Source organism: Chromobacterium sp. LK1 (assembly GCF_001043555.1).
GTDB classification, from domain to species: domain Bacteria; phylum Pseudomonadota; class Gammaproteobacteria; order Burkholderiales; family Chromobacteriaceae; genus Chromobacterium; species Chromobacterium aquaticum.
This window is the reverse complement of record NZ_LDUI01000035.1, coordinates 34191-48111: the sequence shown is the minus strand read 5'-3', so window position 1 is coordinate 48111 and position 13921 is coordinate 34191. Positions and strand designations below refer to the sequence as shown.

The window sequence follows — 13921 nt, the reverse complement described above, 5'->3', positions numbered from 1 at the left end:
AGGCCGCCCGGCGGGGCCGGGCGGCTGGCAATCAGGCGCTCAGAAGGTGTTTACGATCTCGCCAACTAAGGCGAGACAAGGCGTTGCGGCTGAGAAAGCGGAATGTACAAGTGACATGAGCACTTCGAAGCGGTACTCACCGTGTCATGTTTCTCGGCGCGGCAGATCGTAAACAGCTTCCTAGCCTTTGTGGACCTGCACGCGCCACAGCTCGCGTCCGCGCGAGGCGCGCGTCATCGCGCGGCGGCCGTGCAGGCTGCTGTAGTTGTCTATCAGCACCAGGTCGCCGTCGTGCCAGTCGTGCTCGATCAGGTTTTCCGGCGCATAAGCCCGTTCCAGCAACTCCTGGACCAGGTTGGGGTAGTCGTCGGCGCGCTCTTCAACATCGACGAAGAACTTCTGCAGTTCGGAATTGCTGTTTTCCTGGAAGCGCAGCACCGCTTCGCCGGTCTCTGGGTGGGCTTCCACCAGCGGATAGACGCGGGCGTCGCCGCCGAAGTAGGTGAATTTGGTGTGATAGCGGATATCCAGTTTTTCCCATTCGGCCAGCGTGGCCAGCGGCACCTGGCGCAGGATGTTGCGCGCGTCCACCAGCGTGGTCTGGCCTTCACCGTGTTGCGGAGCGGTCTTGCAATACAGCGCGAACAGGCTGGCGCTGAAGCGCGGATTCTTGCGCACGAACTCATTGTCGGCCGGCAACATGCTCAGATCCCAGTGCAGCGGCAATTCCTCGAAGGAATGAACGAAGCCATCGGCGTCCTCTTCCGGCTTCACCTTGTGCACCGCGCCGAATTGCCAGATATACGGCGTGCCGAACTGGGCGCTGAATTCAACCAGCTTGTCCTCGTCGGCCACGGCGAAGCCGCGCAGCGCGACGAAGCCGAACAGCTGGGCCAGCCGGGTCAGGGCCGGGCGCGGCAGCGACAGGCAGTCGGCGCCGGGACGGCGGTTTTCTATCAGTAGGCCGAAACGGCCGGCCAGCATCACCGATAGCTCGCACCCTTCCCATTCCGCGCCGGCTTGTTCCAGATAGAGCCAGGGCTGGCCGTCGAAGCTCACCGCCTTGGCGCGGCGCGCGTCCAGTGCTTGGCGCTTGGACAGCAACTCGCCGTGGCCGGCCAGGTTCAGCAGATAGACGCGATGCCAGGGCAGCGCCGCCTCGGCCTGGGCCGGCGACAGGCGGATGGGGTATTTGCCGCCGGGCGCGCCGGAGGCGTGGATGGTCAGCCGGATCGCGTCCGGGAAGTGCTCGGCCAGCATCGCGTCCAGCGCGATGCCGCGCCAGGCCAGGCGCAAGGCGCGCTGCGGCCAGTCCGTGTTCTCGACGATGCCGCGCGCCGCGTTGTCCTCGCGCAGCAGGCCCAGCCATTGCATCTGGCGCGCGGACTGATTTTCCGGCAGCGGCTGGGCGAAGTCGGCGGCCGCGGGCGGCAAGTAGCGGCGCAGCACGCTTTCGGCGCGGTCGCGCTGGCGGTCGAAGCCGGGGCTGATGGTGGCGTAGTCATGCCAGCGCAGCACCGGGCTGGCCAGCAACTGGCGCAGGCGCTGGTGGTAGTCGTTGGCGGTGTCGCGCGGGATGTCCAGCAGATCGTGGAAGCTGAGACCGTCGCTGAACAGTTCCAGCGCGCAGCCGGCCGGATAGACGCGGCTGATGGCGCGGCACAGCCGGTCCAGTTGTTGCAGCGCCGCGTATTCGGCGTAATCGGGGCGCTCGGACGCGGTTTTGTCGCGGGTGTTAGGCGATTTCAGCGGAAAACCCGGCAGCAGCAGTTGCAAGGGCCGTTGCCGGCTCACGAAGCGTTCCACTTGGGCGCTCAGCGCCCGGCGGTGGGGCTCGCGCTGCGGGTGGTCGGCCTCTCCCTGGAAGGCGTCGAGCAGAATGGAGACGATGGAAGCGACAATAGGTTCGTTTTGCATGGCGGTACTCGAAATGAACGATGAAAGGCGGGGCTTCAGGCGGCGGTGGCGATGAAGTGGCTGGGCCGGCCGTCGACGAAGACCAGGGCGGAACGGCTCTCGTCGATGTCGCTGCGTTTCTTCAGCACGATGCCGTGTTCGTGCTTGACCGCGGCCGCGTGCCAGGGGGTGAGCCAGGCATCGGCGCTGTCCACCAGCCGCACGCCTATCTTGGCGGACACGCGGAATTGCGGATGAATGGACAGGCGCACGCTATCGGGGAAGGTGCGCTCCAGCAGCCGGCTCCAGGCGTTGCTGCGCTGGATCACGCGGTAGGCGTTGGCGCGGGCCAGTTTTTGCAGCGCGGTCTTGCTCTGGCCGGCGAAGCGCTCCATGCCCTGGGCGTCTTCGAACAGGAAGCGGGTGATGCCCTGGTACATCGCGCGCATCGCCGCCTCGTCCTGGCATTGGCGCTTGATCTGTTCGATGGAGTCGCTGAAGAGGATTAGCAGTTCTTCGCGCTGGGAATCCAGGTCGCTGATATAGCCGAAGTGATCCTTGAGGTCGTAGAAGGCGAAGGCCTCGCCGTAGCGGCCGCGCGCATAGGCGCTCAACTCGTCCATATAGGCGGCCACTTCCGCGTCCGGGATGTAGACCACGTCGGAGAAGCAATAGCCGTCCGAGCAGATGGCCACTTGAGCGCCGGGCGGGTAGAGCGCGCGGATGTCTTCGCAGAGCCGGTACAGATTGTCCAGCGCGTGGCGTTCGGCCAGGTCCGGCATCGCGCCCAGCGTCTTGTTGCGATTGGGCGATTTTCCGGGGAAGGCCGGCAGCAGCATGTGAATGGGCGCCTGGCGCTCGATGGCTGCCTGGATCTTGGGCAGGTGGGGCGCCATTTCCGCGGACGAATCGTGGGAGGCGGCGTCCTCCAGGTGAATACGGCGCAGTTTGAAAATGATTTCCAGAATCTGGCGCGCCAGCTGCGCATGGCCTTGGCTGGCGGAATGGAAAATCGGATCGACAATCGCGTTCATGGCGGAATCTCTAAATTGTTGGCGTCTCGAGAAGTGTGAATGCGCGGATCTGTTTACGTTTTCCTGTGGAAACGAGGCCCGCTTTTAGGGTGAAAACCAAAAAGAGCATTGACCGTGGCGTGCTCAATGAATACGTGGCCAATTTGAATGGTTGGCATCGATATTTGGCTGAGGCCCGGCTGAGAACGTGTTTACGCTCTTGGTGAAGCGCGGGGCCATTCTAGGTCAGAAGGGAGGGCGCGGCTAAAAAATTAGCCGTTATAGAAATATGCGGAATTGTTATATCGATAGCGGACAGTACGGCTTGAATAAGGCGAATCACGAAATTTACTGATTCGCTGTGAATATTTGCCAAATAAGGCGATGTGGAAATTGTAAATGGCTGTGTTACCAAGTGTGATTGTCATTTTGTTTTGACTAGTATTTGTTTGGTTTTTTCTTTGAATGACATGGGCTTAATTTTGTACGTTTAAGAATGATATTCATTATTGTTTGTAAACATGAGGTGCGGTTTGATGACTGTGAGTTTTCCCATGCAACCATCGCTTTGGGCTTGGGTCGCGGTGCCGGATACGCCGGCGGGAGCGCGCAGGCTGCGGCAAAATATGTTGGTTTATTGCAACAATAGGGATGGTTTCGTGCGCTGACTGATGACTCCTCGGCTTGGCGCGTCGCGGTGGGATGGATGGAAGTGGGGCGAATCACGGCAGGAGCCGGAGGCTTGAGCGCACCCGATGCGGGGAATTGTTCCTTTGCGAACATGACATTTTCGTTTTTTAAGCTTCGGGAGCATGTTTGACTAGTCAACAGTCGTGGTTGCTGTCATTCTTTTGCGTTTCAATTACGACTGCCTGTCGTAGCGACAACAGGCCGCCGGCTGCCGCCGCGAGCCGAAAGCAATGTCGCCGAGCAGGCGCACTTGAGACAAAGAGATGGAAAAAAAGCAAGAAAGCCAAGAGCTTAGGCGCACCTTGCAGGCGCGCCACCTGTCGATGATCGCCATCGGCGGCTCCATCGGCACCGGCCTGTTCCTGGCCTCCGGCGCCACCGTGGCGTCCGCCGGCGCCGGCGGGGCCTTGATTGCCTACGCCCTGATCGGCCTGATGGTTTACTTCCTGATGACCAGCCTGGGTGAAATGGCCGCCTTCATGCCGGAATCCGGCTCCTTCCAGGTCTACGGTTCGCGCTTCGTCGATCCAGCCTTCGGCTTCGCCCAAGGCTGGAACTACTGGTACAACTGGGCGATCACCGTGGCGGTGGAACTGGCCGCGGCCGCCATCATCATGCATTACTGGTACCCAGCGGTGCCCGGCATCGTGTGGAGCGCCGGCTTTCTGCTGATCATCTTCGTGCTCAATTATTTCTCGGTGAAGGGCTTCGGCGAGGCCGAGTTCTGGTGCTCCATGCTCAAGGTGGCCACCATCGTCGCCTTCATCATCATCGGTTTCCTGATGATCTTCGGCATCATGACCGATCCCAACCCGCAACGCATCGCGCCGGGCTTGTCGGTGATGCAGCAGGGGCAGGGGCCGTTTGTTGGTGGCCTGGCCGCCTTCGTGGGCGTGGCCATGATCGTGGGCTTCTCCTTCCAGGGCACCGAGCTGATTGGCGTCGCCGCAGGCGAATCCGCCAATCCGGGCAAGACCATCCCGCGCGCGGTGCGGCAGATCTTCTGGCGCATCCTGATGTTCTACATGCTGTCCATCCTGATCATCGGCCTGATCCTGCCGTACAACGATCCGCTGCTGCTGAAGAACGATATGAAGGACGTCGGCGCCAGCCCGTTCACCCTGGTGTTCAACCGTGCCGGCTTCGCCATGGCCGCCAGCCTGATGAACGCGGTGATCCTGTCCGCCATCCTGTCCGCCGGCAACTCTGGCATGTACGCGTCCACCCGCATGCTGTACACCATGGCGCGCAACAAGATGGCGCCCAGGCGCTTTGCCGAGCTGTCCAGCAACGGCGTGCCGCGCAATGCCTTGTACGCCACCAGCGTGATCGCCGCGCTGTGTTTCCTGACCTCGCTGTTTGAAACCAACGCGGTCTATCTGTGGCTGCTGAACTCCTCCGGCATGACCGGTTTCATCGCCTGGCTGGGCGTGGCCATCAGCCACTACCGCTTCCGCCGCGCCTATGTGAAGCAGGGCCACGATCTGGCGGACCTGCCGTACCAGGCCAAGTGGTTCCCGCTGGGGCCGCTGTTCGCCTTCGCGCTGTGCCTGCTGATCATGCTGGGCCAGAACTACGAGGCCTTCATCGGCGGCCATATCGACTGGAGCGCGGTGATCGCCACCTATCTGGGCATCCCGCTGTTCCTGGCGCTGTGGCTGGGTTACAAGTACAAGCACAAGACCCGGATGGTGGCGCTGGAAGACATCGACTTCAGCGAGGCGCTGGTCAAGGCGCGCGCCTTGCGCCAGGGCGAAACCGACGGCAAGCTGGCCAGCGCCACGAGCTGATCCGCTGTGAATTCTGCCAGCCCTGGGGCGGCAGTGCGCTGACAGCCCGGCATAGCCGGGCTGTTTTGCGTAAGGGATTGATTATTCTGGCTTAGGCCTTGAGCGCCGCCGACGCCGGACGCGCGCGCGGCGCGCTGAAGCCTGGATGGCCGTCGAAGCTGCGACGGTGGCTTGACCGCAGGCGGCTGCTTTCTCGATGGAAATGTGTAATATGGCGGCTGGCGCGGGGAAGCCGCCGTCGTTCCCGATCTGAATTCGATGGTTTCGGAGTCATTCATGCAGTTGCTGACAATATTCATAACAAAGTTTCTGTTTGTGATGGCCGCCTTGCTGCCCATCATGAATCCTCCGGGTTTGGTGCCCATTTTCATCTCGATGACGGCGCGCAACACGCCGCAGCAGCGCCGCTATCTGGCGCGGCGCATCGCGATGTATTGCGCCCTGCTGCTGCTGGGCAGCATGTTCACCGGCGGTTATGTGCTGTCCTTCTTCGGGGTGTCGCTGCCGGTGGTGCAATTGTCCGGCGGCCTGCTGATCACTTTCGCCGCCTGGCGCATGCTCAACGACGCGCCGCCGGAAAGCAGCCCCACTTCCACCGACCAGCCTATCCAGGCGGAGAACCAGGACGTGCTGAAGCAGCGCGCCTTCTATCCGCTGACCTTTCCGCTGACGGTGGGGCCGGGTTCGATCTCGGTGGCCATCACCATGGGCGCTTCGCTGACCGATACCGGCAAGGGCATCGTCAAATACGCGATCTCGCCGCTGGCCGGCAGCTGCGCGGTGCTGGTGTGCAGCCTGCTGGTCTATCTGTGTTACCGCCACGCCGACAAGCTGCTGCGCTACCTGGGCCAGACTGGCTCGGTGGTATTCCTGCGCTTGTCCGCCTTCATCCTGTTGTGCCTGGGGGTGCAGATCATGTGGGACGGTTTCGGCGCCCTGGTCACCCAATTGGTGCAGGATGTGTTGCCGCACAAGTGAGCGGCGAGAGTGGACATCTTTTGACATGAGGCAAATGAGGCACTGAACAAAGCGTTGATACTAGGCTTATGACAAATGTCTTAAGAACAGGAGTTTGCCATGGCCACCAGCGCTTTCTTCATTCCCTGCGTCAACCTGATGGGCGCGGGCTGTCTGCAACAAGCCGTTGAAACGATGCGTGCCTACGGTTACCGCAAGGTATTGATGGTGACCGACACCGGCCTGGTGAAAACCGGCCTGGCCGGTCGTGTCACCGAATTGCTGGGCGGCGTCGGCATCGCCACCGTGCTGTTCGATGGCGTGCATCCCAATCCCACCACCGCCAACGTCGGCGCCGGCCTCGCGTTGCTGCGCGAGCATGGCTGCGACGCGGTGGTGTCGCTGGGTGGCGGTTCGCCGCACGACTGCGCCAAGGGCATCGCCCTGGTGGCAGCCAATGGCGGCAAGATTCAGGATTACGAGGGCGTGGACAAGTCCGCCAAGCCGCAACTGCCCTTGGTGGCGATCAACACCACCGCCGGCACCGCGTCGGAAATGACCCGCTTCTGCATCATCACCGATGAGTCGCGCCATATCAAAATGGCCATCGTCGACAAGCACACCACGCCGGTGTTGTCGGTCAACGATCCGGAAACCATGGCCGGCATGCCCGCCGGGCTGACCGCCGCCACCGGCATGGACGCGCTGACCCACGCGGTGGAAGCCTATGTCTCCACCATCGCCACTCCCATTACCGACGCCTGTGCCTTGAAGGCAGTGACGCTGATCGCCGGCCACCTGCGCCGCGCGGTGCGCAATGGCATGGACATGGAGGCGCGCGAGCAGATGGCTTACGCGCAGTTCCTGGCCGGCATGGCCTTCAACAACGCGTCGCTGGGCTATGTGCACGCGATGGCGCACCAGTTGGGCGGCTTCTACGACCTGCCGCACGGGGTGTGCAACGCGGTGCTGCTGCCGCATGTGCAGGCCTTCAACGCCAAGGCGGCCGGCCAGCGTCTGGCCGATGTCGGCGCGGCGCTGGGCGTGGACGCCAGCGCCGAGGCGGCGATCGCCGCCATCCGCCAATTGGCGGCCGATGTAGGCATTCCGGCGGGATTGACGCAGCTGGGGGTCAAGGAAGAGGATATTCCGGAACTGGCAGCCAACGCCTTGAAGGACGCTTGTGGCCTGACCAATCCGATCCAGGCGAACCACGAAGAAATCTGCACGATCTTCAAGGCCGCGCTGTAGCAGTAAAGGACCGCGCTGAAACCAGCGCGGTCAAACTGGCGGCTCAGCCGCCATTTTTTGACCATTAAATATCGTAATGCGATATTTCTGACGACGCCGCACCGCCTCCGCCGCCAGATGAAATCAAGGAGTGACGCAATGGACGCAAAGATTCGCCTGTTGCCGGTGAGCGAATACCGGCCGGGCCTTGAGAATGTTTTTCTGATCGAGGAAAACTGGCCAAAAGATCTGCCTCGGCAGGCCTTGGACGCCGCCCACTGGCTCAAGAGCGTGGCGCCGGCGCCAGGCCTGCTCGATTGGCTGCGCCAGGACGAGCGGCATTGGCCCACCTTCTGCGAAGTGTACTGGGCCGACCTGGCGGCGAACCCGCAGCGCTGGTGGCCGTTGTGGAAGGCCAGCCGCCGCGGCGGCCTGGTGCTGCTGCACGCCGGCGGCGGCGACAAGCTGCCGGCGCAGGCCTTGGCGCAGTTCCTGGGCGACAAGCTGGACGAGATCGAGCGCATCGAGGCGGGGGAGTTGGCGTCGCCGGTGTGCTACCGCGCCTTGCTGGACCATTAGCGCATGCCCGAGCCATCCAGCTTTTCCAAACAGGATTTCGAGCGGCTGGCGGACTTCCGCTACCGGCTGCGCCGCTTTCAGCGTTTCAGCGAGGAGGCGGCGCAGCGCCACGGCATCACCATGCTGCAATATCTGCTATTGCTGCAGATCAAGGGCTTTCCCGGCCGCGACTGGGCCACGGTGGCGGAACTGGCCGAAAGGCTGCAATCGCATCACCACAGCGTGGTGGGCCTGATCAGCCGCTGCGAGCAGCAGCAATTGGTGGCGCGCAGCCCGGGGCGGGACGACCGCCGCTGCGTGGAAGTGCGGCTGTTGCCCAAGGGCGAGGCGCTGGCGGAGCGGCTGGCGCGCGAGCATCGCGAGGAGTTGCAGGCCTTGCGTCGGCTGGGCGATGTGCTGTCGCTGGACCAGTTGTTGCAGCCCGGAGATTGACGCCGGCGCGGTGGATTTTGCCATGGCGCTCTGGCATGATTTCGCCATTGCCCCGGCCGTGGAGAAATGTCGTGAACATACTGTTGGTGGAGGATGACCTGGCGCTGGGCGAGGCGCTGGGACAGGCGCTGCGTCAGGGCGGATTCCGCACTGTCTGGGTGCGGCGGCTGAAGGAGGCGCGCACCTTCCTGGCCGAGGAGCCGCAGGACGCGTTGCTGCTGGATCTTGGTCTGCCCGACGGCGAGGGCCTGCATCTATTGCAAGAGTTGCGCAGCCAAGGCTCCGCCCTGCCGGTGATCATCCTGACCGCGCGCGACGCGCTGGAAAGCCGGCTGGCCGGCCTGCACAACGGCGCGGACGATTATCTGATCAAGCCCTTCGCCATTCCCGAGCTGCTGGCCAGGCTGCAGGCGGTGACCCGCCGCAGCAGCGGCTTCGTGTCGGCCAACTGGCAGATCGGCGATTTGTGCATCAATGCCGACACCCGCGAACTGTCGATGAGCGGCGCGGCGGTGGCGTTGTCGCCGTCCGAGTTCGCGCTGGTGTTCGAACTGGTGCGCAAGGCCGGCAAGGTGGTCAGCCGCGAGCATCTGGTCGAGCACCTGTGCTGCGAATCCGACAACGCCTTGGAAGTACATGTCCACAATCTGCGGCGCAAGCTGGGTTCGGATTGGATTCGCACCATACGCGGCGTCGGCTATCTGCTGCCCAAGCCCGCATGATCATGCCCTCCCTGGCCAGGCGCTCGCTCTATCGGCGGCTGCTGTGGACCAGCCTGAGCACCATACTGGCGGTGTGGCTGGTCTTGTTCGCCTGGTTTTACTGGGAAGTGACCCGGGTGGGCTCCGGTTATCTGGACGGCGATCTGCGCGGGCTGGCGCGCTCGCTGGGCACCGTCTACAGCGCCGACATCAAGACCGGCGAACGCGTGCGCATCGTCGATCAACTGATAGGCCAGTTCGGCCACGGCTACAGCGAAAAACCGCCGCTGCGCAGCGAGCTGGCCTACCGCATCGTCGACAAGCGCCAGCACTTGCTGGCGGTGTCCAATACCTGGCCGGAACTGGAACTGCCGATACGCGCCGATGCACCGGCCAACCAGGGGCGCTGGCGCATCTTGATGGTCGACGCCGTCGACGCGCCGGTTCAGGTGCAGCTGGCGGTGGCGCGCAGCTTCGTGCAGCGGGTGCAAGCCGAGATCCTGGTCTTCTTCCTGATGCCGCTGATCGCGGCGGTGCCCATCATCATGCTGCTGCTGCGCGTCGGCTATGGCCGCGCCTTGCAGCCCTTGGCGCTGCTGGCGTCCACCATCACCTCGCGCGATGTGCAGTCAACAGCGCCGCTGGCCTGCCCCGATCCCGAATATCAGGAACTGCGGCCGGTGTTCAATTCCGTCAACGAGTTGCTGTCGCGGCTGGCCACCTTCCGTGAAGGAGAGCAGCGCTTCTTCGCCGACGCCGCGCACGAGTTGCGCACGCCGCTGGCGGCGATAGGCGCGCAAGTGCATTTGCTGGCCAGGGCCGAATCGGAGCAGGAGCGGGCGGCGCTGGCGGCCTTGCTGGACGCCAGCATCGCCCGCAGCGGCGAACTGGTGGGCAAACTGCTGACCTTGTCGCGGCTGGACGCCGAGTCGGCGCAGGTGCGCTCCGAGCCCTTCGACCTGGCGGCGCTGGCGCGCGTGGCCTTGTCGCGGCACGTGCCGCACGCGCTGGCGCGCAATATCAACCTGGCTTACGACGGCGAGCAGGCGCTGCCTTGCCGCGGCGACGCCAGCGCGATGGACGGCTTGCTGGACAATCTGCTGGACAATGCGATTCGTTATTGCCCGGACGGCGCTTCCATCAATGTGGAAGTCAATGCCGGCTTCGCCAGCGCGCGGCTGGCGGTGCTGGACGATGGGCCGGGCATCGCGCCGCAATGGCGCGAGCAAGTGCTCAAGCGTTTTGTGCGGCTGCCGGACAATACCGTTACCGGCAGCGGCCTGGGCCTGGCCATCGTCAAGCGGGTGGTGGAACTGCACGGCGGCAGCCTGCTGTTGACCGATGGCCTGAACGGCAATGGCCTGGGAGTGGAAATTCGACTGCCGCGCAGCATGATGGCGGAAGAGGCATGAGTCTTTTCGAAGCCGCGCTCGCCGCGTCGGGCTTCATGAGGCGCGGCGGGCTGTGGCGGGAGTGGACGGCGCATGGTGAATCGCAGGCGGCAAACCAGGCCCGGTAAGAGCCTGTCCAAGGGCTCGCTCTGGCTGGCGAGATCATGAACAGCTTCCAGAACGGGCCTGGTTTGCCGCTTTTCATGGCGCGGTCTTGTCCGCACCCTCCCAGCCGCCGCCCAGCGCGGCGATCAGATTGACCGCGGCCAGCAGTTGCTGGCGGCGCGCGGCCAACACCCCTTGTTCCGCCTGCACCTGGCCCAGCCGCGCGCGCCATTCCGCCTGGCCGTCGCTGAGGCCGACGCCGCGCGCGTCGCGCTCGGCGCGCAGCCGCAAGCTGGCATCCAGGTATTGCCGTTGCCTGGCGTCCTGTTCCGCCTTGGCGAAATGGCTGGCCGCCGCCGCGTCCTCGACTTCATACACCGCGCGGGAGATGGCGCCGTGCCAGGCCGCGTATTGCTCGGCGGCGGCGGAGCGCGCGCGCTGAGCCTCGGCCTTGCGCTTGCCGGCGTCGAACAAGGGAATATCCAGCTGCGGCAGCAATGACCAGTTTTGCACCTTGCTGCCGCGCAAGCCGGACCAACTGCCGGCGCTGATGCCCAGGCCGCCGCTCAAGGTCAGCGATGGCCAGCGGGACGCCTCGGCCTCGTCGGTGCGCGCGCGGGCAGCATCGTAACGGGCTTGAGCCGCCACCAGGTCAGGCCGGCGCTGCAGCAGCCGGGCCGGCACCTCGCCGCCCACTTCCGGCAGCCTGAGCTCGCGCAGCGGCCGCGCCGGCGGCAGCGCGCAGGCGTCCGGCATCTTGGCGGCCAATTGGCACAGGCTGCGCTCCACCCGCGCCAGCGCGTCGCGCTGCTGGGTCAGCTGGCGCGCGGCCTCGCTGGCCTCGCTGTCCGGTTCCAGCAATTGCCGGCCGCTGGCCAGGCCGACGCGGCGCTTGGCGGCGACGCCGCCCAGCAGCCGCTGGCGCAGCTGCGTGTTTTCCCTGGCCAGGTCGACATCGGCGATCAGCTCCGCCCGCGTCAGCCACAGCTCGGCGGTTTGCCGCGCCAGGCTGAGCTGCAGCGCGTCGCGGTCACCGCCGCTGGCCTTGAGATCGGCGCGTCCGGCGCGCACCGCGGCGCTGATTCGGCCGCGCAAATCCACCTCGTAAGCCAGCGCCAGCCGCGTGCTGTAGCGGGTGCTGGGGTTGGCGGTGTCTTCGCCCACTTCACCCAGGTCGAACTTGGACAATTTGCGCCGCTCCACCGATTGTTCGAAGTCCAGCTTGGGATAGCGGTCGGCGTTGACCACGCCCAGTTCGGCGCGGGCGGCGTCCAGCCGCGCCAGGCTGGCGGCCAGATCGGTGTTGCCGGCGCGCACCGTGGCGATCCACTGGCCGAGGCCTGGGTCGCCGAAGCCGTCCCAGGCCTGGGCGTCCGGGCTGTTGCCGGGCAGCGCCTGGCGGTAATGCTGCGGCAGCGCCGGCGCGGGGCGCGCGGCTTCCAGTCCGGCGCAGCCGGCGAGCGCCAGGCTGAGCAGCAGAACTATCGTTTTTTTCATGGCTTGCCCGCCTTGCCCGGACGGGCGATGCGCACCAGCACCCGCTGGCCGATGCGGATTTCCGGCGCGTCCACCAGCGCCAGCACGCATTCGATCACCCGCACATCCTGTTTCTCATTCGGGTCGTCGTTGTCCGGCCGGTTGCCGAACACCTGGCCCAAGCGCAGCACCTTGGCCTTGTAGACCTTGGTTTCGTCGGCCTCCAGCGTCACCTCGGCCGCCTGGCCCGCTTCCACCGCGCCGACATAGCGTTCTTCCAGGTCCGCGCGCACGATGCGCGGCGAGTTGGGGGCGAACATGAACAGCGGCGTCACGTTCAAGGTGGAGGTGCCGTCGCCGGGGCGAGCCTGGCGGCGGATGATGCGGCCGGCCAGCGGCGCGCGCACCACGTGTTGATCCACTTCCAGCTTGCTGGCCGCCACTTGCGCGTCGGAGGTGGCCACCACCGCCTGCTGGCGCGCCAGTTCGGAGGCGCTGAGCTTGACCTGGTCGCGAGCATTGTCCTTTTCCTGCCTGGACACCACTTCGTCGCCGCTGAGCGCGGACACGCGCTGCAGTTCGCGCTGGGCGATGGCGTGCTTCACTTGCAGCAGCGTCAGCGCCTGGCGCGCCTCGTCGCGCTCCTGCTCGCGCACCTTCATCGCCAGATTGGCCTCGCGGTCGTCGATGCGGGCCAATACCGCGCCGGGTTTGACCTCGGCGCCTTCTTCCACCAGCACTTCGCGAATGATGCCGGCGCGCGGCGCGGCGATATTGATCACGCCGCCCTCGATGCTGACCCGGCCCTTGGCGATGGCCGCCCAGGGCGATTGCTGGACCGGGGCGGGCGGGGGCGGTTCGGAGCAGCCGTTCAACAGCAGGCTCAGCGCCAGCAGCAGGGCGAGTCGGCGCGGGGTCTTGGGCACAGGGCTGCTCATGCTACCTCCATCGGGGTGTTATGGACGCGCAGGTCTTTGACCACCTGGCCGTCCTCAAGGGTGATGACGCGGTCGGCGTGTTTGATCAGGCGGTTGTCGTGCGACACGCCCAGCACCGTGGTGCCTTGTTCCTGGGCGATCTGGTGCAAGAGGTCGATCACCACCTGGCCGTTGTGGCTGTCCAGCGCGCTGGTGGGTTCGTCGGCGAACATCAGCTTGGGGCGCTTGACCAGCGCGCGCGCGATGGCGACGCGCTGCTTTTCGCCGCCGGACAACTCCATTGGCCGCAGCTTGGCGCGCGGGCCCAGACCCACCAGCTCCAGCACTTCCTGTGCGCGCTTCTCGGCTTCCGGCTTGCTGATCTTGGGTCCGTAGTTCAGCGGTAGCAGCACGTTTTCCAGCGCGGTCAGCGAGGCGAACAGATTGAAGCCCTGGAACACGAAGCCGCAGTTCTCCAGGCGGAAGCGGCTGAGTTCCTCGATGGAACGCCGGGTCAGTTCCATGCCCAGCGCGGTGACGCGGCCGGAGCTGGGCGGCAGCAGGCCGGACAGCACCGACAGCAAGGTGCTCTTGCCGGAGCCGGACGGGCCGATGATCAGGGTCAGCTCGCCGGGCAGGATGGATAGCGAGATATCGTTCAGCACGGTCTGCTCGGTCTTGCCGTTGCTGAATGAGCGGCTCAGGTTTTCGCCGACGATGGCGGGAGAAGCGGACATGGGTGTC

The 13921-nt window shown here is 64.8% G+C and carries 12 protein-coding genes; 7 read left to right on the top strand and 5 right to left on the bottom strand.

Annotated features, from left to right (window positions below; genetic code table 11):
• Nucleotides 1-180: 180 nt before the first annotated feature.
• Nucleotides 181-1917, bottom strand: coding sequence for an L-tyrosine/L-tryptophan isonitrile synthase family protein (locus tag VI26_RS15795; RefSeq protein ID WP_048410709.1), 1737 nt, complete (start codon nucleotides 1915-1917; stop codon nucleotides 181-183).
• Between the two features lie 35 nt (nucleotides 1918-1952).
• Nucleotides 1953-2930, bottom strand: coding sequence for an isocyanide synthase family protein (locus VI26_RS15790; protein ID WP_048410708.1), 978 nt, complete (start codon nucleotides 2928-2930; stop codon nucleotides 1953-1955).
• Nucleotides 2931-3862: 932 nt separating this feature from the next.
• Here VI26_RS15790 and VI26_RS15785 point away from each other — a divergent pair.
• From VI26_RS15785 to VI26_RS15755, 7 genes are all read left to right on the top strand, one after another.
• On the top strand, nucleotides 3863-5389 hold the full coding sequence (locus VI26_RS15785) for an amino acid permease (protein ID WP_048410707.1): 1527 nt from the start codon (nucleotides 3863-3865) through the stop codon (nucleotides 5387-5389).
• A 258-nt stretch (nucleotides 5390-5647) separates the two neighbouring features.
• Nucleotides 5648-6367 carry a MarC family protein gene (locus VI26_RS15780; protein ID WP_369799210.1) on the top strand — a complete coding sequence of 240 codons (720 nt, stop codon included), beginning with the start codon at nucleotides 5648-5650 and terminating at the stop codon, nucleotides 6365-6367.
• A 99-nt stretch (nucleotides 6368-6466) separates the two neighbouring features.
• Entirely contained in the window at nucleotides 6467-7597 is a 1131-nt protein-coding gene (gene yiaY, locus VI26_RS15775) for an L-threonine dehydrogenase (RefSeq protein ID WP_048410705.1), read from the top strand.
• Between the two features lie 138 nt (nucleotides 7598-7735).
• A complete protein-coding gene (locus VI26_RS15770) occupies nucleotides 7736-8155 on the top strand; it encodes a DUF488 domain-containing protein (RefSeq protein ID WP_053074457.1) in 420 nt (139 codons plus the stop codon).
• Nucleotides 8156-8158: 3 nt separating this feature from the next.
• On the top strand, nucleotides 8159-8587 hold the full coding sequence (locus tag VI26_RS15765) for a MarR family transcriptional regulator (RefSeq protein WP_048410704.1): 429 nt from the start codon (nucleotides 8159-8161) through the stop codon (nucleotides 8585-8587).
• Between the two features lie 71 nt (nucleotides 8588-8658).
• Complete coding sequence (locus VI26_RS15760; protein ID WP_048410703.1) at nucleotides 8659-9309, top strand: response regulator; 651 nt, start codon at nucleotides 8659-8661, stop codon at nucleotides 9307-9309.
• Nucleotides 9306-10700, top strand: a complete 1395-nt coding sequence (locus VI26_RS15755) for an ATP-binding protein (RefSeq protein WP_082151104.1) — start codon at nucleotides 9306-9308, stop codon at nucleotides 10698-10700. Before VI26_RS15760 ends, VI26_RS15755 begins: the two co-directional genes overlap by 4 nt.
• Before the next feature lie 180 nt (nucleotides 10701-10880).
• Here the strand turns inward: VI26_RS15755 and VI26_RS15750 are convergent, their stop codons facing one another.
• The 3 genes from VI26_RS15750 to VI26_RS15740 are packed head-to-tail and all read right to left on the bottom strand — an operon-like array spanning nucleotide 10881 to nucleotide 13914.
• The gene (locus VI26_RS15750; RefSeq protein ID WP_048410701.1) at nucleotides 10881-12281 is read right to left on the bottom strand and encodes an efflux transporter outer membrane subunit; all 1401 of its coding nucleotides are present in this window, start codon (nucleotides 12279-12281) and stop codon (nucleotides 10881-10883) included.
• The gene (locus VI26_RS15745) at nucleotides 12278-13198 is read right to left on the bottom strand and encodes an HlyD family secretion protein (protein WP_053074455.1); all 921 of its coding nucleotides are present in this window, start codon (nucleotides 13196-13198) and stop codon (nucleotides 12278-12280) included. The genes VI26_RS15750 and VI26_RS15745 overlap by 4 nt, the downstream gene beginning before the upstream one ends.
• A complete protein-coding gene (locus VI26_RS15740) occupies nucleotides 13195-13914 on the bottom strand; it encodes an ABC transporter ATP-binding protein (RefSeq protein ID WP_048410700.1) in 720 nt (239 codons plus the stop codon). Before VI26_RS15740 ends, VI26_RS15745 begins: the two co-directional genes overlap by 4 nt.
• Nucleotides 13915-13921 lie beyond the last annotated feature (7 nt).